General features: G+C 63.5%; 14 protein-coding genes and 2 pseudogenes. 7 read left to right on the forward strand and 9 right to left on the reverse strand.

The window, feature by feature from the left end:
* Positions 1-237 precede the first annotated feature (237 nt).
* Positions 238-600: a PA0613 family protein gene (locus ACZ0AI_RS14145; RefSeq protein ID WP_463562412.1), complete on the reverse strand. Its 363-nt coding sequence runs from the start codon at positions 598-600 to the stop codon at positions 238-240.
* A gap of 187 nt (positions 601-787) precedes the next feature.
* On the opposite strand from ACZ0AI_RS14145, the gene ACZ0AI_RS14150 reads away from it, so the two are divergent.
* Positions 788-1,450, forward strand: coding sequence for an XRE family transcriptional regulator (locus ACZ0AI_RS14150; RefSeq protein ID WP_463562413.1), 663 nt, complete (start codon positions 788-790; stop codon positions 1,448-1,450).
* A 43-nt stretch (positions 1,451-1,493) separates the two neighbouring features.
* Positions 1,494-1,826, forward strand: coding sequence for a pyocin activator PrtN family protein (locus ACZ0AI_RS14155; protein ID WP_463562414.1), 333 nt, complete (start codon positions 1,494-1,496; stop codon positions 1,824-1,826).
* Here the strand turns inward: ACZ0AI_RS14155 and ACZ0AI_RS14160 are convergent.
* Positions 1,808-2,467: a GntR family transcriptional regulator gene (locus ACZ0AI_RS14160; RefSeq protein WP_463562415.1), complete on the reverse strand. Its 660-nt coding sequence runs from the start codon at positions 2,465-2,467 to the stop codon at positions 1,808-1,810. The genes ACZ0AI_RS14155 and ACZ0AI_RS14160 overlap by 19 nt on opposite strands.
* 293 nt (positions 2,468-2,760) lie before the next feature.
* Between ACZ0AI_RS14160 and ACZ0AI_RS14165 the strand changes: the two genes are divergently transcribed.
* From ACZ0AI_RS14165 to ACZ0AI_RS14185, 5 genes and pseudogenes are all read left to right on the forward strand, one after another.
* Entirely contained in the window at positions 2,761-3,996 is a 1,236-nt protein-coding gene (locus tag ACZ0AI_RS14165; RefSeq protein ID WP_463562416.1) for an NRAMP family divalent metal transporter, read from the forward strand.
* 15 nt (positions 3,997-4,011) lie between these two features.
* Entirely contained in the window at positions 4,012-4,782 is a 771-nt protein-coding gene (locus ACZ0AI_RS14170; RefSeq protein WP_463562417.1) for a LamB/YcsF family protein, read from the forward strand.
* On the forward strand, positions 4,779-5,585 hold the full coding sequence (locus ACZ0AI_RS14175) for a putative hydro-lyase (protein ID WP_463562418.1): 807 nt from the start codon (positions 4,779-4,781) through the stop codon (positions 5,583-5,585). Before ACZ0AI_RS14170 ends, ACZ0AI_RS14175 begins: the two co-directional genes overlap by 4 nt.
* Before the next feature lie 9 nt (positions 5,586-5,594).
* A pseudogene (locus tag ACZ0AI_RS14180) lies at positions 5,595-7,209 on the forward strand (5-oxoprolinase subunit B/C family protein).
* Positions 7,206-8,939, forward strand: a complete 1,734-nt coding sequence (locus ACZ0AI_RS14185) for an acetyl/propionyl/methylcrotonyl-CoA carboxylase subunit alpha (RefSeq protein ID WP_463562420.1) — start codon at positions 7,206-7,208, stop codon at positions 8,937-8,939. Before ACZ0AI_RS14180 ends, ACZ0AI_RS14185 begins: the two are co-directional and overlap by 4 nt.
* 147 nt (positions 8,940-9,086) lie before the next feature.
* On the opposite strand, the gene trpE is transcribed toward ACZ0AI_RS14185, so the two are convergent.
* The 7 genes and pseudogenes from trpE to ACZ0AI_RS14220 all read right to left on the reverse strand — a co-directional run bounded on the left by trpE (position 9,087) and on the right by ACZ0AI_RS14220 (position 18,000).
* A complete protein-coding gene (gene trpE, locus ACZ0AI_RS14190) occupies positions 9,087-10,565 on the reverse strand; it encodes an anthranilate synthase component I (RefSeq protein ID WP_463562421.1) in 1,479 nt (492 codons plus the stop codon).
* A gap of 64 nt (positions 10,566-10,629) precedes the next feature.
* Positions 10,630-11,452, reverse strand: a pseudogene (locus ACZ0AI_RS14195) (phosphoglycolate phosphatase).
* Positions 11,449-12,123, reverse strand: coding sequence for a ribulose-phosphate 3-epimerase (gene rpe, locus ACZ0AI_RS14200; RefSeq protein ID WP_463562422.1), 675 nt, complete (start codon positions 12,121-12,123; stop codon positions 11,449-11,451). Before rpe ends, ACZ0AI_RS14195 begins: the two are co-directional and overlap by 4 nt.
* A 195-nt stretch (positions 12,124-12,318) precedes the next feature.
* Positions 12,319-13,770 (reverse strand): NADP-dependent succinate-semialdehyde dehydrogenase, encoded by a 1,452-nt coding sequence (gabD, locus tag ACZ0AI_RS14205; RefSeq protein WP_463562423.1) that lies wholly within the window; start codon positions 13,768-13,770, stop codon positions 12,319-12,321.
* 47 nt (positions 13,771-13,817) lie between these two features.
* Positions 13,818-15,224, reverse strand: a complete 1,407-nt coding sequence (locus ACZ0AI_RS14210) for a hypothetical protein (protein ID WP_463562424.1) — start codon at positions 15,222-15,224, stop codon at positions 13,818-13,820.
* Between the two features lie 79 nt (positions 15,225-15,303).
* Positions 15,304-16,452 (reverse strand): iron-containing alcohol dehydrogenase, encoded by a 1,149-nt coding sequence (locus ACZ0AI_RS14215; protein ID WP_463562425.1) that lies wholly within the window; start codon positions 16,450-16,452, stop codon positions 15,304-15,306.
* A gap of 177 nt (positions 16,453-16,629) precedes the next feature.
* Positions 16,630-18,000 (reverse strand): sigma-54 interaction domain-containing protein, encoded by a 1,371-nt coding sequence (locus ACZ0AI_RS14220; protein WP_463562426.1) that lies wholly within the window; start codon positions 17,998-18,000, stop codon positions 16,630-16,632.
* Between the last annotated feature and the right edge of the window lie 121 nt (positions 18,001-18,121).

Below are 18,121 nucleotides of genomic sequence, written 5' to 3' on the forward strand. Positions count from 1 at the left end.
CCCGATTCCCAGGGTCACAAGGCACCTGCGGCCATCAGCGGAAACGCGTTGAGAAAAAGCGGATACGACCAGGTTTGGTACACGCAACGCCTCGATAAATCAGACGCGCACGCCTCCACCGACACGCTGATCGAAACCGTGTCGGTGAACAGTCGGGCGTATTGGAAGGATTTGACGCAAGCCGAGCCTGGGGTTTCCAGCGGTCAAACTCGCTAGGGAGGGATGTGAAAAGCGCGCTCAGGCGGCGCGCTTCAGGAGGTGCAACTGGATGGCCTTATGCGCCTGCCCAAGGCGCCGATAGAACTGTGAGCGACTGCAACCGCACGCCACCCATTTTTCGCTCTGTGAATTGGCCTGGCCACAGTATTGCTCGTTGACGACCAGCCGCTGTTCGGATGACAGGTGCTTGCTGACGATCCATTCGATCTCGGCGGTTCTGTCTAGCAACACCCGGCTCCCCCGCTCGCCGCGAATCAACACGCCTTGTGTAGCCATCAGCGAAGCGATGACATTGCCCCCGAAGCCGGAAGAAAGATCGCGCGCCATGCCCAGCCTTTTGTCAGCCCAGATCTGTAGCGCGTCGTCGATATAGGAAATCATGATACTCCTCCTGCCGCCCTACTGACGGCGATAGCGGGTAAGCCCCTCGCGCTCGCTGCGCATGCCAGGCCAAAACTCGTCGAGTCCTACCGGAGATCGACAAAACAAAAATAATCACGAAACGTGTTTTATTCAAGGCGCAAATTGCGCTATAAATATTTCACACCGTGATTAATGGAGCGTCATCATGGAAACCCTCGGCAAACGCATCAAGCGCCTACGCAAGAGCAGAGGCTTTAGCCAACAGTTGCTGGCCGAGGCCTGTGGCTGGTCGTCCCAATCGCGAATCGGTAATTACGAAAGTGATTTGCGCGAGCCCAGCCTGGCCGATCTGCTGCTGCTTGCACCGGCGCTTGGCGTCAGCATCGCCGAGCTCGCTGGCAGCGAGGCACTGCCCGAGCCTGCCAATGCGGCAAATGACACGCTGGATGTGGGCCATGCCCGCGGCGGCGCAGTGCCGGTGGTGGGGCATGCGCAGCTGGGCACCCATGGGTATTTCGAAGAAATCGACTTTCCCGTCGGCCATGGAGACGGCTACCTGCGCATCCACAGTGACGACCCGAACGCCTACGGCCTACGGGTCAGTGGCGACAGCATGCATCCACGGATCAAGAACGGTGAGTACGTGCTGATCGAACCGAACAAGGCCTTCCATGCCGGCGATGAAGTGATGGTGCGCACCCTCGATGGCCAGGCGATGATCAAGGAATACATCTACCTGCGTGATGGCATGTACCGCTTCGACAGCGTCAACCAGAACCATCCGCCCATTCACATCACGCAGGATAACGTCAGCAAAATTCACCTGGTGGGCGGCATCCTCAAATCGTCGCGCTTTGCCGAAGATTGACCACACCTATCAACCGGGAGTCACCCGATACCGAGCCCTTGCCATGAACACTCAGCCTGAGCCGCCTCTGCCGCTCCAGACGCTGGAGCTACTTTTCCGCACCCACGGCGACGTGCTGGTGCCCATCGACCGAGTGCGTACGGTGTACTTTCGTCACCTGAGCCCGGACAACTTCATTCGCGCCATCGCGTCCGGGCGCCTGAACCTGCCGATCACCACCCTGGACAGCAGCGCCAAGGCGCCCAAATTCATCGAACTGCATCACCTGGCTGCCTACATCGACAGCCGAGCCAGCACAGCTGGCAACACTGACAGGCTATGCGCCGAGGAGCCAGGCGCTTACGCGCTTAGCGACGCTCAGCCGCGCCGCGCATAAGCCGCCAGGATGGTGCGTTCGGATTGCACCAGGTAGGCATCCAGCGCTTTGGCCGCCTCGTCCGGGCGCCCAGCTTCCAGATGTTCGAGAATCGCCGCGTTCATATCGATGTACGGCGCGTGCAGGAACTCAGGGTCGTTGAGCAGCCCGAACACCAGGCGCAGCTCGGCAGACAGGTGCCCATAAAAGGTGTTCAGTCGCTGGCTGTCGGCGAGTTCGACGATGGCGGCATGGAAGGCCATGTTGGCCGTGCCCACCGCGCCCCAGTGCGCCTGCTCAGCGCTACGTTGCGCCGCGCTTACCGCCTCGCGCATGCGTTTGACCGCCGGGTGCTTGGGATAAGCCTGCACCAGCGCCTGGCACTCGACGAAACGCCGCGCCCGGTAAATTTCGATGATCGACGCCATGTCAGGCACCGCGACGAACACCCCGCGATTGGGCTCGTGCTTAAGCAGGCCTTCCTGGGTCAGCACGCGAAAGGCCTCGCGCAGCGTATTGCGGGAAATATCCAGGCTTTCACTCAACGCCGCCTCGGACAACCGCTGCCCAGGTACCAGCTCGCCGTCGACCAGCTTGCGGCGGATTTCCGCAGTCACGGTCTCGCCAAGGGTTCGTGGGCTGTCAGGCACGTCTTTGTTCATCACCAATCCACCAAGCAAACGCTGGGCTCCGCACACACGGGCAAGAGCCGAAGGGGGCTGATGGTCTCCGAGCCGGCCGCTGCAAGCAAGCGCCATGCATTGTCACCGCGCGCACCATACTGCAACACAGCTGAGTAACGAGGTAACAAAACGGTGCAAATAGATCATCAATATAAATGGTATTGTTGAACAATAAAGCCAAGTAAAATCAACAACTGAGCGTTATTCCTGGGCAGATGGCACGGTGCTTGCCTTACACCCTGCACACGTTACCCAGCCCTCAGGAGTGTTCCATGCAGGCCAAGACCACCGGCGAATTCGCCCGCTCACGTCGTTCCTCCTTGCTTGCAGCCGTCTTTTTGATGGCGACCTCGGCCATCGGCCCGGGCTTCATCACCCAAACTGCGACCTTCACGGCGAACATGGGCGCGGCGTTCGCGTTCGGCATCCTGGCGTCGATCCTCATCGACTTCGTGGTGCAACTGAACGTCTGGCGCATCGTCACCCTGACTCGCATGCGCGCCTCGGAGGTCGCCAACGCGGCGATTCCCGGCAGCGGCTACCTGCTCGCCTTACTGGTGATCTTCGGCGGCCTGGTCTTCAACGTCGGCAACATCGCCGGGGCTGGCTTAGGCCTCAATGCACTGATGGGCCTTGATCCGAAATGGGGCGGTGCACTGAGCGCCCTGGTGGCGATTGGCATCTTCATGTCGCATCGCGCGGGCTTGGCCATCGACCGCATGATCGTCGTGCTCGGCGTGGTGATGATTCTCCTGACCCTGTTCGTCGCCTTCGCCTCCAACCCACCGCTGGGCGAAGCACTGCGCCAGACGGTGTGGCCGGACACCATCAACTTCGCCACCATCACCACCATCGTCGGCGGTACGGTGGGCGGTTATATCACCTACGCCGGCGCCCATCGCCTGCTCGATCGCGGCCTGACCGGCGTGGAAAACATCAAGGAGGTCACGCGCGCAGCCTTGAGCGGCATTCTGGTCACCGGAGTGATGCGTTACGTGCTGTTCCTGGCCATCCTCGGCGTGGTCGCCAGCGGCGTGGTCATCGACACCTCAGGCCAGGGCGCCAACCCTGCCGCACAGGCCTTCCAGGCGGCCGCGGGAAATATTGGCTTGCGCGCCTTCGGGTTGATCATGTGGGCGGCCGCCATCACCAGCGTGATCGGCGCGGCCTACACTTCGATGTCGTTCATTACCGTGTTCCGCGACTCCATCGACGAGCGCGGCCGTAACCGCGCGACGGTGGTGTTCATCGCCATTTCGTTAACGATTTACCTGATGCTGGGCACCGCGCCAGCCGCCCTGCTGCTGTTCGCAGGCGGCTTCAACGGCCTGATTCTGCCCATCGGCCTGAGCATTTTCACCTACGTGGGCTGGCGCCGAAGCGACCTCATGGGTGATTACCACTACCCACGCTGGCTGCTGGTGCTCGGCGCCATCGTCTGCGCACTGACCTGGTACATGGCCGCCAAATCGGTCGGCCCGATCTTCGCCTTCATCAACGTGACCTGATTCAGGAGACCCACCATGCCGAACATCGACCTCAACAGCGACCTGGGCGAAAGCTTTGGCCAGTGGCGCATGGGCGACGATGCCGCCATGCTCGACATCGTCACCAGCGCCAACGTCGCCTGCGGATTTCACGCCGGCGACCCGGCCGGCATTTTGCGCACCCTGAAAGCCGCCACGGCCAAAGGCGTGACCATCGGCGCCCACGTGGCCTATCCGGATCTGGTCGGCTTCGGCCGCCGCAACATGGACGTGGCCAGTGACGAGTTGACCGCCGACGTGATCTACCAGATCGGTGCGCTACAGGCGCTGGCCCATGCGGCCGGCACGTCGGTGCGCTACGTCAAACCCCACGGCGCGCTGTACAACACCATTGCCCACGACAAGCGCCAAGCCCTGGCGGTGATCGAGGCCATTCGCGCCGTCGATTCGAGCCTGGTGCTGGTCGCCCTGGCCGGCTCCAGCCTGATCGAACTGGCCCGCGGCGAAGGCCTAAGCTGCGTGGCCGAAGCCTTCGCCGACCGTGCCTACACCCCGCAAGGCACCCTGGTGTCACGCCGTGAGCCAGGCGCCGTGCTGCACGACGCCGAGCAGGTCGCGCAACGCATGCTGCGCCTGGTGGAGAGCGGCACGCTAGAAGCCATCGACGGCAGCCTGACGCGCATCAATGCAGATTCGATCTGCGTGCACGGCGACAGCCCCGGCGCCATCGAGATGGCCCGCCAGGTGCGCCAGCTACTGGAACAAGCCGGCGTGTCCCTGCAATCCTTTGCCGGTGCGGCCCGATGAACGCCCTGCAGCGTGCCCAACAAGCCGCCATTGCCGCCGCGCGCGACGCCCGTGCGCAATACCGTAACGGCCTGGTCGCCCCGTCCGCCGGCATCGCGCCAGGCATGACCCAGGCCAACCTGATCGCCCTGCCCCGCGACTGGGCCTACGATTTTTTGCTCTACGCGCAACGCAACCCGAAGGCCTGCCCAGTGCTGGACGTCAGCGACGCCGGCAGCCCACACACGGTATTGGCCCAAGGCGCCGACCTGCGTAGCGACCTGCCGCTGTACCGCATCTGGCGCGACGGCAAACTGGCCGAGGAAGTCAGCGATGCGAGTGCGGCCTGGGCTGAACACCCGGATCTGGTGGCCTTTCTGATCGGCTGCAGCTTCACCTTCGAGACCGGGCTGCAGGAAGCCGGCATCGACGTGCGACACATCACCGATGGCTGCAACGTACCGATGTACCGCAGCAACCGCGCCTGCCGCCCGGCGGGCCGTCTGCATGGTGAGATGGTCGTATCGATGCGGCCGATTCCTGCGGATCGCGTCGCCGAAGCAGCGGGGATTTCCGCGCGCTACCCGTCGGTGCATGGCGCCCCGGTGCATATCGGCGAGCCGCAACGCCTGGGCATCGCCGACCTGCAGCGCCCCGATTTCGGCGACGCGGTGCGCATCGAGCCTGGTGAAATCCCGGTGTTCTGGGCCTGCGGCGTGACCCCCCAGGCAGCCGTCATGGCCTCCGGTGTGCCCTTCGCCATCACCCATTCGCCGGGCCATATGTTCATCACCGACGTGCCTGACAGCACGTACCATGTGTAGGAGCTTCCAGTGCGTTTTCTCCCCGTCAATCTGGATGCGCTGCTGGTGGAACTGGCCGATCTGGACGAAACACTGGCGTTGTTTGACTCGCTGCAAGCCGAGCCCATCGCCGGCATCGATGAAATCATCCCCGCTGCACGTACCCTGCTGATCCAGTACCGTCCCAGCACTATCGACCGGCAGGTGCTGATCAACGGCATAGCCCGCCGCGACCTGAGCAAGCGCAGCACGCGGGACAGCCGCAGGGTCGAGATCCCCGTGCATTACAACGGCGAGGATCTAGACGAGGTCGCCGGTTTGCTGGGCATCAGCCGTGAAGAAGTAATCAGCCGCCATACCAGCGCGGACTACGAGGTCGCCTTCTGCGGCTTCGCACCGGGCTTCGGCTATCTCAACGGCGGCGCTGGCTTTCAGGTGCCGCGCCGACAAACCCCACGCACGCGCATCCCGGCTGGAGCCGTGGCGCTGGCGGGCAACTTCAGCGGCATCTACCCCAAGGCCAGCCCCGGCGGCTGGCAGATCATCGGCGTCACGCCGCTGCAGATGTGGGATCTGAGCCGCGACGAACCGGCCCTGCTCCGCCCTGGCTACAAAGTGCGTTTCAAGGATGCCGGGCCATTGCCAGCCGGCGGTCTTCCTGCCCACGAACAGCCTGCAGCCCGCGAAGCGCCCAGTGGCGCCCATCTGGAAATTCTCACCCCCGGCCTGCAAAGCGTGCTGCAGGGCCTCAGGCCGTGCCGGCCATACCGATCAGGGTGTATCGATGTCCGGCGCACTGGACCGTGGCGCGCTGCGAGCGGCCAACCGTGCAGTGGGAAACCCGTCGTCCAGCGCGTGCCTGGAGGTGGTGCTCGGCGGCCTGAGCTTCGTTTGCCATGGCCGTACGTTGATCGCCGTCACCGGCGCGCAGACACCACTTACCGTGACCACCACCAGCGGCCTGCAATGGCAGCCCGGCAATTACCAGCCCATCGAATTGGAAGACGGCGACCAGGTCAGCCTCGGCGCCCCTAAAGCCGGGCTGCGCAGCTACCTGGCAATTCGCGGCGGCTTCGCTGTTGCGCCCGTATTGGGCAGCCTGGCCACCGACACCTTGGCCCAGGTTGGCCCACCGGCTCTGGCAGCAGGCGACCAGCTGGGCTTCAACGAAACCATCGGTGGCAGCAGCGTATCGGTGAGCGAAACACCAGCCTTTGCCCTGCCCAGCGCCACCGATATCGTCACCCTCGATGTGGTGATGGGCCCGCGCAGCGACTGGTTTACCAGCGCCGCCATCGAACGGCTGAGCAGCCAGCTGTGGCGCGTCACTGCGCAATCCAATCGCGTAGGCATTCGCCTGGCGGGTGAGATACCGCTGGAGCGCTGCAATCATGACGAGTTGCCCAGCGAAGGCACCTCACTCGGCGCCATTCAGGTGCCTGCCAGTGGCCAGCCGGTGCTGTTCCTTGCCGACCACCCGCTGACTGGCGGCTACCCGGTGATTGCCGCCGTGGCCAGCCATCACCTGGACCTGGCCGGGCAAATACCGATCAATGCGCAGATCCGCTTCAACCCGATCGATGCGTTCGCCGAGCTGCAGGCCGACGCCCTCCTTTCCACTGCCGACGCGAAAGAGATCCCATGAAAAAAGTACTGATCGCCAACCGTGGTGAAATCGCCGTGCGCATCGCCCGTGCCTGCCGCGACCATGGCGTTGGCTCGGTGGCCGTGTACGCCAACGCCGACATCGACGCCCTGCACGTCCGCCAGGCCGACGAAGCTTACGCCCTGGACGGCGAGCGCCCCGCCGACACCTACCTCGACATCGGCAAACTGCTGGCCATCGCCAAGCGCGCCGGTGCCGATGCTGTACACCCCGGCTACGGTTTTCTCTCCGAGCGTGCCGACTTCGCCCGTGCCGTGCAGGATGCGGGTCTGATCTGGATCGGCCCCAATCCGGAAACCATCGACGTGCTCGGCGACAAGGTCGAGGCCCGCAAGCTCGCCCAGCAGGTCGGCGCGCCTCTGGTGGCCGGTACTCCCGGCCCGGTACAAAGCGCTGCCGAAGTGGTGGCCTTCGCCGAGCAGCATGGTCTGCCAATCGCCATCAAGGCCGCATTCGGCGGCGGCGGTCGCGGCATGAAAGTCGCCTGGCGCATGGACGAAGTCGCCGAGCTGTACGCCTCGGCGGTACGCGAAGCCGAGGCGGCGTTCGGCCGCGGTGAGTGCTTCGTCGAACAGTTCCTCGACCGCCCACGGCACATCGAGGCACAAATTCTCGGCGACACCCACGGCAACGTGGTGGTGGTCGGCACCCGCGATTGCTCACTGCAACGCCGTAACCAGAAGTTGGTGGAAGAAGCGCCAGCGCCGTTCATCAGCGACGAACAGCGCCAGCGCATTCACCAGGCCGCCCACGACATTTGCGCCAAGGCTGGCTACGTCGGCGCCGGTACCGTGGAGTTTCTGCTCAGCGGCGACGGCACCCTGTCGTTCCTGGAAGTGAACACCCGCCTGCAGGTCGAGCACCCGGTGACCGAAGAAACCAGCGGCGTCGACCTGGTGATCGAGCAACTGCGCATTGCCGACGGCTTGCCGCTGTCATTCAGCGAAACGCCGACACCTCGTGGCCACAGCTTCGAATTCCGCATCAATGCCGAAGATGCAGGCAAGGGCTTCCTGCCCACCCCTGGGCAGATCGATGCATTCCGCCCCCCGAGCGGCCCCGGCGTGCGCCTGGACAGCGGCGTGGAAAGCGGCTCGAAAGTGCCCGGCACTTTCGACTCGATGATGGCCAAGCTGATCGTCACCGGCGCCACCCGCGAACAGGCCATCGCTCGCGCCCGCCGAGCACTGGCTGAATTCCAAATCGAAGGCATCGCTTCGGTTCTGCCGTTCCACCAGGCGGTCATGGCCCACGACGACTTCACCGGCCCCGAGCGCTTCGCCGTGCACACGCGCTGGATCGAGACCGACTTCGCCGAGCAGATCACCCTGGCGCCGCGCACCCTGCCGGACGCTGGCGCAGCGGTGCTGCGCACCTTTATCGAGATCGATGGCAAACGCCATGAGCTGGGCCTGCCCAGCGCCTTGCTACAAGGCCTAGCGCCGCTGGCCGGTGGCACGCAAGCGGCGCCCCAGGCAGCGCCCCCCGCAGCGGAAGAAGGCCTGGTGACCGCGCCGATTTCCGGCAACCTGCATGCCTGGCTTGTCGAGGACGGTGCCCAGATAGCCGCCGGCGAGGTGATCGCGGTGATGGAGGCGATGAAGATGGAAACGCAAATCACCGCACCCGCCAGCGGCAAGCTGGCCATCCGCGAACAGGCCGGCGCGTACCTGGATGCAGGCGCCGCGCTGGCCAAGCTGGAGGGCTGAGATCGGCCCTGGGTATCGCTGCGCTCAACGCCAGGCTACGCAGACCGAAATGTAGCCCGGCGTCGAGCGCAGCGACACCCGGGAACCGTCCTCGTGACCCATAAAAAAACGGGTAGCCTAGGCCACCCGTTTTTTATGGGCATCGGCTTAAAGCGAGCCTTGCTCCGCCAAAGCAACGGCCTTGAACATGGCGCGGCGTTTGTTGAGGGTTTCTTCCCACTCCAGCGCAGGAACCGAGTCGGCGACAATGCCGGCACCGGCCTGGACGTGCAGTTCGCCGTCCTTGATTACCGCGGTGCGGATGGCGATGGCGGTGTCCATGTTGCCGTTCCAGGCGTAGTAACCGACTGCACCTCCGTAAATACCACGCTTGACGGGTTCGAGTTCGTCGATGATTTCCATGGCGCGGATCTTGGGTGCGCCAGACAGGGTGCCGGCCGGCAGGATGGCGCGCAGGGCATCCATCGACGTCAGCCCCTTTTTCAGCTCGCCGGTGACGTTGGAGACGATGTGCATGACGTTGGAATAACGCTCGATGACCATCTTCTCGGTCAGCTTCACCGAGCCGATTTCGGAGACGCGCCCAGTGTCGTTGCGGCCCAGGTCGATCAGCATCAGGTGCTCGGCGACTTCCTTGGCATCGGAGAGCAGATCCTCTTCCAGCGCCAAGTCGGCCTCTTCGGTGGCGCCCCGCGGACGAGTACCGGCGATGGGGCGGACGGTGACCAGGTTGTCTTCCACGCGCACCAACACTTCCGGCGACGAGCCGACGACGTGGAAGTCGCCGAAATTGAAGAAGTACATGTACGGCGTCGGGTTGATGCAACGCAGCGCCCGGTACAGATCGATAGGTGCCGCCTTGAACGGAATCGACATGCGCTGGGAGATCACCACCTGCATGCAGTCGCCGGCGAGGATGTAATCCTTGATGGCATTGACCGAACGCTCGTAATCCTCGCGGCTGAAGCTGGAACGGAAGGCTGGCTCCTCACCGGCGGCACGGTTCAGGTCTACCCCCAAGCGCGGTGTGAACGGCTGCCGCAGTTTGTGCAGGATGGCCTGCAGTTGCTCTTGGCCACGCGCGAAGGCGTCGGGCTCGGCTGGGTCGACCAGCACGATGGCGTGCATCTTGCCGGCCAGGTTGTCGAACACCACCACCGCGTCGGAGACCATCAGCAGGATGTCCGGGGTTCCCAGGGTGTCCGGGTTGGCGCCGCCGGCCAGCTTCGGTTCCACGTAGCGCACGCTGTCATAAGCGAAGTAACCGACCAGGCCGCCGTTAAAGCGCGGCAGACCGGCAATGGTCGGTACGTTGTAGCGCGCCTTGAAAGTCTCGACGAAATCCAGCGGGTCAGCGCATTGGTGGCGCTCGACTTCGATGCCATCAGTGCTGACCACCACCTCGTGGTCGTGCACACGCATCACGGTACGCGCCGGCAGGCCGATGATCGAATAACGGCCCCATTTCTCGCCGCCCTGCACCGACTCGAGCAGGTAGGAATTGGGCGCGTCGGCCAGCTTCAGGTAGATCGACAGTGGCGTGTCGAAGTCGGCGATGGTTTCGCAGGCAAGCGGAATGCGGTTGTAGCCTTCAGCGGCTAAACGCAGGAATTCTTCATGGATCATGATCAGCCTCGTGGCTTGGAAAATCGGTCGGAGCGAACGGGCCGCCTGTCGCGGCAGATGAATGTCAGGCGCGCCAGCGCCAACGGGCCAGGGCCTTGATGACTTTCATCCAGAGTTTGCCGGTGACCACCACGGGAGCATCTCGAAGAGGGGAATAACGAGCGGCCAAGGTAGCGCAGCCGCTCGGTTCAGGCAACTACATGCCGTTAGAGCAGTTCGGCGAGACTATCGACGACCATAGTTGGCTCTTCTTCGGCCACCGGCCGACCGTGGTTGTAGCCGTAGCTCACTGCCACACAGGGCACACCAGCAGCGCGGGCAGCCAGCACATCGCTGCGCGAATCACCGATGAACAGCGACTGCGCTGTAGTGACACCGGCCAGGTGCATCACCTGCAGCAACGCAGCCGGGTCGGGCTTCTGCTGTGGCAGGGTGTCGCCGCCGATGATCCAGCGGAAATAACCGCCCAGGCCAACCTGCTCGAGCAGCGGCGCGACGAAACGCTCCGGTTTGTTGGTGACCACGGCCAGCTCGACGGCCTCAGTGCTCAGGGCCTCCAGCAGTTCGTGGACACCTGGATAGAGGGTAATCAGCTCATGGCAATCGGTATAGATATCGAGAAAGCGCGCCAGGGCGACATCCGTCTCGGCATCGCTGACAGCAGCGTGCTCGATGCCGCCGGCCAGGGCGCGGCGAACCAGCACCCGCACACCATTGCCGACCCATGTGCGCACCTGTTCGACGCCAGCCGGCTCACGACCCAGCTCGGTCAGCATGCGGTCGACGGCGGTGGCCAGATCCGGCACCGAATCGACCAGCGTACCGTCCAGGTCGAACATCACCAGACGCGGCAGCTCACCGGCGCACAGCGCGCGCAGCGGTTTCATCCACGCACCTGGGCCAGCTCGGCACGCATGGCGTCGATCACGGTTTTGTAGTCCGGCTGATTGAAGATCGCCGAGCCGGCGACGAAGGTATCGGCGCCAGCTTCGGCTATCTCGCGGATGTTCTTGGCGCTGACACCACCATCGATTTCCAGGCGGATATCACGGCCGCTGGCATCGATCAGGGCGCGGGCTTCACGCAGCTTGTCGAGGGTGCCGGGAATGAACTTCTGACCACCAAAACCGGGGTTGACGCTCATCAGCAGGATCATGTCGACCTTGTCCATCACGTACTTCAGTGATTCCAGCGAGGTCGCCGGGTTGAACACCAGGCCGCACTTGGCGCCGCCGTCCTTGACCAACTGCAGGGAACGGTCGATGTGCAGCGTCGCTTCGGGGTGGAAGGTGATGTAGCTGGCACCGGCTTCGAGAAAGTCGCCGATGATGCGATCCACCGGGCTGACCATCAGGTGCACGTCAATCGGCGCAGTCACGCCGTGTTTGCGCAGCGCCGTGCAGACCATCGGGCCAATGGTCAGGTTGGGCACGTAGTGGTTGTCCATCACATCGAAGTGAACGATATCGGCGCCGGCAGCGAGCACGTTATCCACTTCCTCACCCAGGCGGGCGAAGTTGGCGGAAAGGATCGACGGGGCGATGGCGAAGGGTTGCATGGCGCACCTCTTGGGGGGCATGGGTCACGGTGGCGCGCATTGTAACGACTGGCACGCCGTTGATCGACAGGCACACGGCTGGCGGCTGGATCGCACGTAGCCTGTGGTTGAGCGCAGCGATACCCAGGGGCGTTCCCGGATTGTCACCGCGCTCGATCCATGCTGGCTTTCCTAGTAACGCCTCGGCAGAGCCGCTCAGATACCGATGCAGAGGTACTTGATCTCCAGATACTCATCGAGGCCGTACTTGGAGCCCTCGCGGCCAAGGCCGGAAGCTTTCATGCCGCCGAACGGCGCCACTTCGTTGGAGATCAGCCCGGTATTGATGCCAACCATGCCGTACTCCAGCGCCTCGGCCACCCGGAAGGTACGGCCCAGATCGCGGGTGTAGAAGTAGCAGGCCAGGCCAAACTCGGTGTCGTTGGCCTGGCGTACCACGTCCGCTTCGTCGCTGAAGCGGAACAGCGGCGCCAGCGGGCCGAAGGTCTCCTCGCGAGCCACGCGCATCTCGGTGGTTACGTCTGCCAGCACGGTCGGCTCGAAAAAGTTGCCGCCCAATGCCTTGCCGCCCTGCACGACCCTGGCACCCTTCTCCAGCGCATCGGCCAGGTGCGCTTGCACCTTGGCCACGGCGTTGCCGTCGATCAGCGGGCCGGTGGTCACGCCCGCCTCGGAGCCCTGACCGACCTTGAGTTTGCCAACAGCTGCCGCGAGCTTCTCGGCGAAGGCGTCGTACACCGCATCGTGGACATAGATGCGATTGGCGCAGACGCAGGTCTGCCCGGCGTTGCGGTACTTGGCGACCATGGCGCCCTCGACCGCAGCATCCAGATCAGCATCGGCGAAGACGATGAAGGGCGCGTTGCCGCCCAGTTCCAGGGACAGCTTCTTGAGCGTCGGCGCGCACTGTTCCATGAGTTTGATGCCCACACCGGTAGAGCCGGTGAACGACAGCTTGCGCACGATGGGGTTGGCGCACAGCTCAAAGCCCACTTCACGGGAGCGCTCGGCGTCGGCCGGCAATACGCTGAACAGCCCGGCCGGGATGCCGGCACGCTCCGCCAGCACGGCCAGAGCCAGGGCACTGAACGGCGTTTGCGGCGCAGGCTTGAGCACCATGGCGCAGCCGGCTGCCAGGGCCGGGCCAGCCTTGCGGGTGATCATCGCCGCCGGGAAATTCCAGGGCGTGATCGCAGCGGTCACGCCGACCGGCTCCTTGGTCACAAGCAGACGCTTGTCGGCCTGATGACCAGGAATGGTATCGCCATAGACACGCTTGGCTTCCTCGGCGAACCACTCGATGAACGAGGCGGCATACAGCACTTCGCCGCGCGCTTCGCTCAGTGGCTTGCCCTGCTCGGCCGTCATGATCTGCGCCAGGTCTTCCTGGTTGGCGAGCATCAGCTCGTACCAGTTGCGCAGCCGCGCAGCGCGTTCTTTGGCAGTCAGCGCGCGCCAGGCCGGCTGGGCATCACGAGCAGCCTCAATGGCGGCGCGGGTCTGGGCGGCGCTCAGATTCGGCACACGGCCCAGGGATTCACCGTTGGCCGGGTTGAAGATTTCCGTGGTGGCGCCATCGCTGGCGTCGCTCCACTGACCATTGATGTAGGCCTGGTGGCGCAGCAGTTGGGGGTCATTCAGTTGCATGCAATCTCTCCTGTACAGCGGGAGCAGCAGCTCCCGCCACTATGGTTTCAGTCTGGCTGAGTGGCCTTGGCGGCTGGCTCGGCAGGTGGAAGATCCTTGCTGAAGGTCTGGTCATTCTCGCCGCGGAAGAAGCGCGCGCCATAGATCAGCAGGCACAGGCCAAGACCGATGGCGAAGGCCCAGCCGGCGCCCTTGATTGCCAATATCGCGCCGATCACCCCGGCAATACCCAGGTCGCGCTGACTGCGTGCTTCCATGATGCCCAGGCGCACGCTGACATAGCCCTGAATCAGCAGGGTCAACGCCAGGGCCACACCAAGAATTGGCTGCACCAGGGTCACCACCGGCAACAGCAGCAGCCCGGTGTTGGTGCCCCAGCGGAACGAACCAACGCCGCCGTAGATGGATTTCATCGCCTTGGGGCCGCCTTTGAAGCGCTCGGTGATCACCACCTGCATGGCCGACCACTGCGGCCCGCACATGGCGACATCCGGCCCGAAGAAACTCATGAAGGCATTGCGCCCGCCAAAGATCAGGTGGGAACGGTTGGGATCGAAATCGACTTTCTCGTCTCGGCGAATGTCGTCCGCCTCGGAGAGAATCGCCTTGGCACCCAGCACATCGCCGAACACCACCAGGTAAGCGGCAAACACCGTAGGCAGCGCGGTAACGAACATCATCAGTGGTGGCATGCCCAGACCGAAGACCGTGTACTCGTTCCACAGGGTGACGAAGTCCGGCTTGCTGAACCCCCACTCGATGCTCGGCCAGGCCGCTTCACCGAACAGCGGTGCGACGATCACAGCCAGCAGGATGATCGGAAAAATGCCCAGTTTGGCGAAATTCCACCAGAAGCGATTGCGCTGCTTCAGCTCTTGGAAATGGATGGAAAACACCAGGTAGAAGGCGATGCCGATGGCAATCGAGATCGTCCAGGGGAAGGCGTCGAAGCGACCGCCTTCCTTGAATACGGTGACCACCGCACTGAGGCCCGCCCCCATGATGATCCCGGCCTTGAGCGCCGAGGGCACCAGCGACACCACCTTGCGCGCCATGCCGGTCATGCCCAGGCCGATGGAAAACACCCCCAGCATCAACTGGAAGGCGATCAGCGCATGCACCCGCTCCGGGCCCTCCGGGAACTGACTGCAGTACGCCATCAACAAAGGAATCGCCGGAGTGATCCAGCCCGGCACCACCGGATCGCCCAACAGATGATGGGTCAGGTACAACAGGCCGTTGAGCATGACCACCGCCAGCGCCACCTCGAACGGCATGCCGAGAAATTCGGTCATCAGCGGGATCGCCGCCAGATCCACCGCACACATCAGCAGGCCCTGCATGTAGTCGGAGACTTCGAAGCGGTAATGGATGAAAGGCAGTCGCACCTTGAATGGCCCCACCGGCCAGTAGGGGGCTTCTACACCAAGTTCGTGTTGATGCAGTTCGGACATTTGAGTTACCCATTTTATTAGACTTGTAAGCAGCAAGCCCCGGCGCTGCCGGGGCTTTTCATCGGTTGTTGCAGATGACTCAGTAGGCGGCGCGGTAGATCTGCTCGATATCGCCGGCAGTCAGGCGACGCGGGTTGTTGCGCATCAGGCGGTCGATCTTGCTGGCCTCCTCGGCCATGGCCGGGATGGCGTCTTCCGGCACGCCGAAACTGCGCATGCCCTTGGGGATATCGACGCTGGCGCACAGCTCGGCCATGGCCTCGACCGCTAGGTCGGCAGCGGCCTTGTCGCTCAGACCAAAGGTCTGCACGCCCATGGCGGTAGCGATCTCGGCCATGCGCTCGACGCAGGCCAGCTTGTTCCAGGCCATCACGTAGGGCAGCAGCAGCGCGTTGCTGACCCCGTGGGCGATATTGAAACGCCCGCCCAACGGATAGGCCAGGGCATGCACCGCACCGACGCCGGCGTTGCCGAATGCCATGCCGGCCATCAGGCTGGCGGTGGCCATGTCTTCGCGCGCGGCGAGGTCGGCCGGGTTGGCGTAGGCCTTGGGCAGCGCCTTGCTGATCAGCTTGATGGCGCCAATGGCCAGCGCATCGGTGATCGGCGAGGCATTCACCGACAGGTACGACTCCACGGCATGCACCAGAGCATCGACGCCACTGGCCGCCGTCACGCTGCGCGGGCAGGTCAGGGTCATCAGCGGGCTGACGAGGGCGACGTCGGGCAACAGGTAGTCACTGACGATGCCTTTTTTCAGTTGCGCCTTCTTGTCCGACAGGATGGACACGTTGGTCACTTCCGAACCGGTACCGGCGGTGGTCGGGATGGCGATCAGCGGCGGGCCCTTGCGCTTGACCTGATCGACGCCGAACAGCTCTTCCAGCGCGCCGTCATGGCCGACGTAACCGGCCACCGCCTTGGCGATATCGATGGCGCTGCCGCCACCGACGCCGATCAGGCCATCATGGCCACCCTCGCGGTACACCTTGGCGCATGCCTCGACGATGGCGATCTCCGGCTCCGGCTCGACACCATCGAAGATGCCGTAGGCGCGCTCGCCGAGTTGCTTGAGGACATGATCGACGGTGCCCGACTTGATCAGGATGGCATCGGTGACGATCAGCGGGTTCTCTATGTTCAGACGGGGCAGTTCGCTCGCCAGTTGCTCGACGGCGCCTTGGCCGGTCAGCAGCTTATTGGCGATCTTGAATGCGGCAATACTCATCATCAGGCCCTTTTGTATGGTGTTCAGCTGTACGGGTTCGGGCCTGTCATAGCGATTCCTGTGCCAGCCTGACGAAACCCTTGCCGTAGACGGGTTGCGTCGATTTGCCACAGGCTATCTGGGTGCCGAAGCGATCAGAAAATGGATCAGAAATGTGTAACTTGATCCATTTCTCAATCAACCTTGCTCCCAGCGCTTCATCTTCTGCACCAGGGTGGCCTGGCTCAGGCCGAGCACACGGGCTGCTTCACGGGTGGTCTTGTGCTGCACCAGGGCCTTGCGAATCAACCGCCGCTCGAGCTGTTCGACCTGCTTGCGCAATGGCAGCAAGCTGTCGTCACCGGCGTCTCGCTCACTGCTACGCATCTCTTCGGGCAGATCGAAGAGCTCGACGGCAGCCCCGCTGCAGGTGACCACCTGGCGTTCGACCAGATTGATCAGTTCGCGAATGTTGCCCGGCCAGGAATAGTCGGTCAGCGCATCCAGAGCCTCCAGCTCCCACTCGAGCTCGCGCCCGTAGCGCTGATTGAATTCGGCCAGGTAGAAGTCGAGCAGCGGCTGGATTTCCTCGGGCCGCTCACGCAGTGCCGGAATGTGGATCGGTACCACGTTGAGCCGGTAATAGAGATCGGCGCGGAAACGCCCTTCACCGACCATGGCGCGCAGGTCATGGTGGGTGGCGGTGATGATGCGCACGTCCACTTCCTTCAACTCCAGGCCGCCGACCGGAATGAAGCGGCTTTCCTCGATGACCTTGAGCAACTTCACCTGCAGCGCCAGCGGCAGGTCGCCAATCTCGTCGAGAAACACCGTGCCATGGTGCGCCAGCTCCAGCAGACCACGCTTGCCTTTGCTGCCGGCGCCGGTGAAAGCACCCGCGACGTAACCGAACAGCTCGGCTTCGATCAGGTTTTCCGGCAAGGCGCCGCAATTCAGCGCCAGAAAGGGCTGCGCGGCCCGCGGGCTGCTCTTGTGGATGTACTGGGCGATCAGCGTCTTGCCGACACCGGTCTCGCCCTGCAGCAGCACCTTCACATCACTGGCAGCGACCTGGCGGGCCTGAGCGAACACCCGCCCGGAAGCCGGGTGATCGGCCACCGGTGAGGCGTCGAGCAGATCGTCACGCTGGCCGGCATGCAGCCGCGCGGTGCTGTTGCGCAGCTGCTTGAGCTGTTGCAACTCGTCGCGCTCGTGCTTCATGCGCAGCAGCTCGGTCATGTCGCGCACGGTGCTTACCACGTAACGCACCTGGCCTTCGGCGGTGAAAATCGGCGTGCCACTGACCAGCAACCGCTTGCCCTGGCTGACGCTTTGCATCAGCGACAGCGCCCTGCCCTCCTTGAGCACCCGCAGCGACACGGACTGGGAAATCACCCCCTGCTCGACCAGCGCCTGCATGTGCTGACCGACCACATCCTCGCTGCGCAGCCCGGTGAGGCGCTCGTAGGCGCTGTTGACCTTGAGGGTGATGCCATCGGCATCGGTGATATAGACGCCGTCGTGCAGCGCATCGAGCAGCTCGCGAAAACTGGGATCGTCGAAATCCATGGGGTTTTCCGGGAAACGCGGGAGAGCGCAGCAGTTTACCCGCATGCACTCACCAGGCATAAAAAATGGCCGGGAGCCATTTTTAACGTCGCGTGCGATGGGCCATAAAAAAACCGCCGCA

The sequence above is a fragment of the Pseudomonas sp. AC355 genome, from assembly GCF_979258205.1.

Bases quoted from the DNA above. Each gene is read 5' to 3' on its own strand.
- ACZ0AI_RS14145 (WP_463562412.1), bottom strand. From the start codon at position 600: ATGATTTCCTATATCGACGACGCGCTACAGATCTGGGCTGACAAAAGG.
- ACZ0AI_RS14150 (WP_463562413.1), top strand. From the start codon at position 788: ATGGAAACCCTCGGCAAACGCATCAAGCGCCTACGCAAGAGCAGAGGC.
- ACZ0AI_RS14155 (WP_463562414.1), top strand. From the start codon at position 1,494: ATGAACACTCAGCCTGAGCCGCCTCTGCCGCTCCAGACGCTGGAGCTA.
- ACZ0AI_RS14160 (WP_463562415.1), bottom strand. From the start codon at position 2,467: ATGAACAAAGACGTGCCTGACAGCCCACGAACCCTTGGCGAGACCGTG.
- ACZ0AI_RS14165 (WP_463562416.1), top strand. From the start codon at position 2,761: ATGCAGGCCAAGACCACCGGCGAATTCGCCCGCTCACGTCGTTCCTCC.
- ACZ0AI_RS14170 (WP_463562417.1), top strand. From the start codon at position 4,012: ATGCCGAACATCGACCTCAACAGCGACCTGGGCGAAAGCTTTGGCCAG.
- ACZ0AI_RS14175 (WP_463562418.1), top strand. From the start codon at position 4,779: ATGAACGCCCTGCAGCGTGCCCAACAAGCCGCCATTGCCGCCGCGCGC.
- ACZ0AI_RS14185 (WP_463562420.1), top strand. From the start codon at position 7,206: ATGAAAAAAGTACTGATCGCCAACCGTGGTGAAATCGCCGTGCGCATC.
- trpE (WP_463562421.1), bottom strand. From the start codon at position 10,565: ATGATCCATGAAGAATTCCTGCGTTTAGCCGCTGAAGGCTACAACCGC.
- rpe (WP_463562422.1), bottom strand. From the start codon at position 12,123: ATGCAACCCTTCGCCATCGCCCCGTCGATCCTTTCCGCCAACTTCGCC.
- gabD (WP_463562423.1), bottom strand. From the start codon at position 13,770: ATGCAACTGAATGACCCCCAACTGCTGCGCCACCAGGCCTACATCAAT.
- ACZ0AI_RS14210 (WP_463562424.1), bottom strand. From the start codon at position 15,224: ATGTCCGAACTGCATCAACACGAACTTGGTGTAGAAGCCCCCTACTGG.
- ACZ0AI_RS14215 (WP_463562425.1), bottom strand. From the start codon at position 16,452: ATGAGTATTGCCGCATTCAAGATCGCCAATAAGCTGCTGACCGGCCAA.
- ACZ0AI_RS14220 (WP_463562426.1), bottom strand. From the start codon at position 18,000: ATGGATTTCGACGATCCCAGTTTTCGCGAGCTGCTCGATGCGCTGCAC.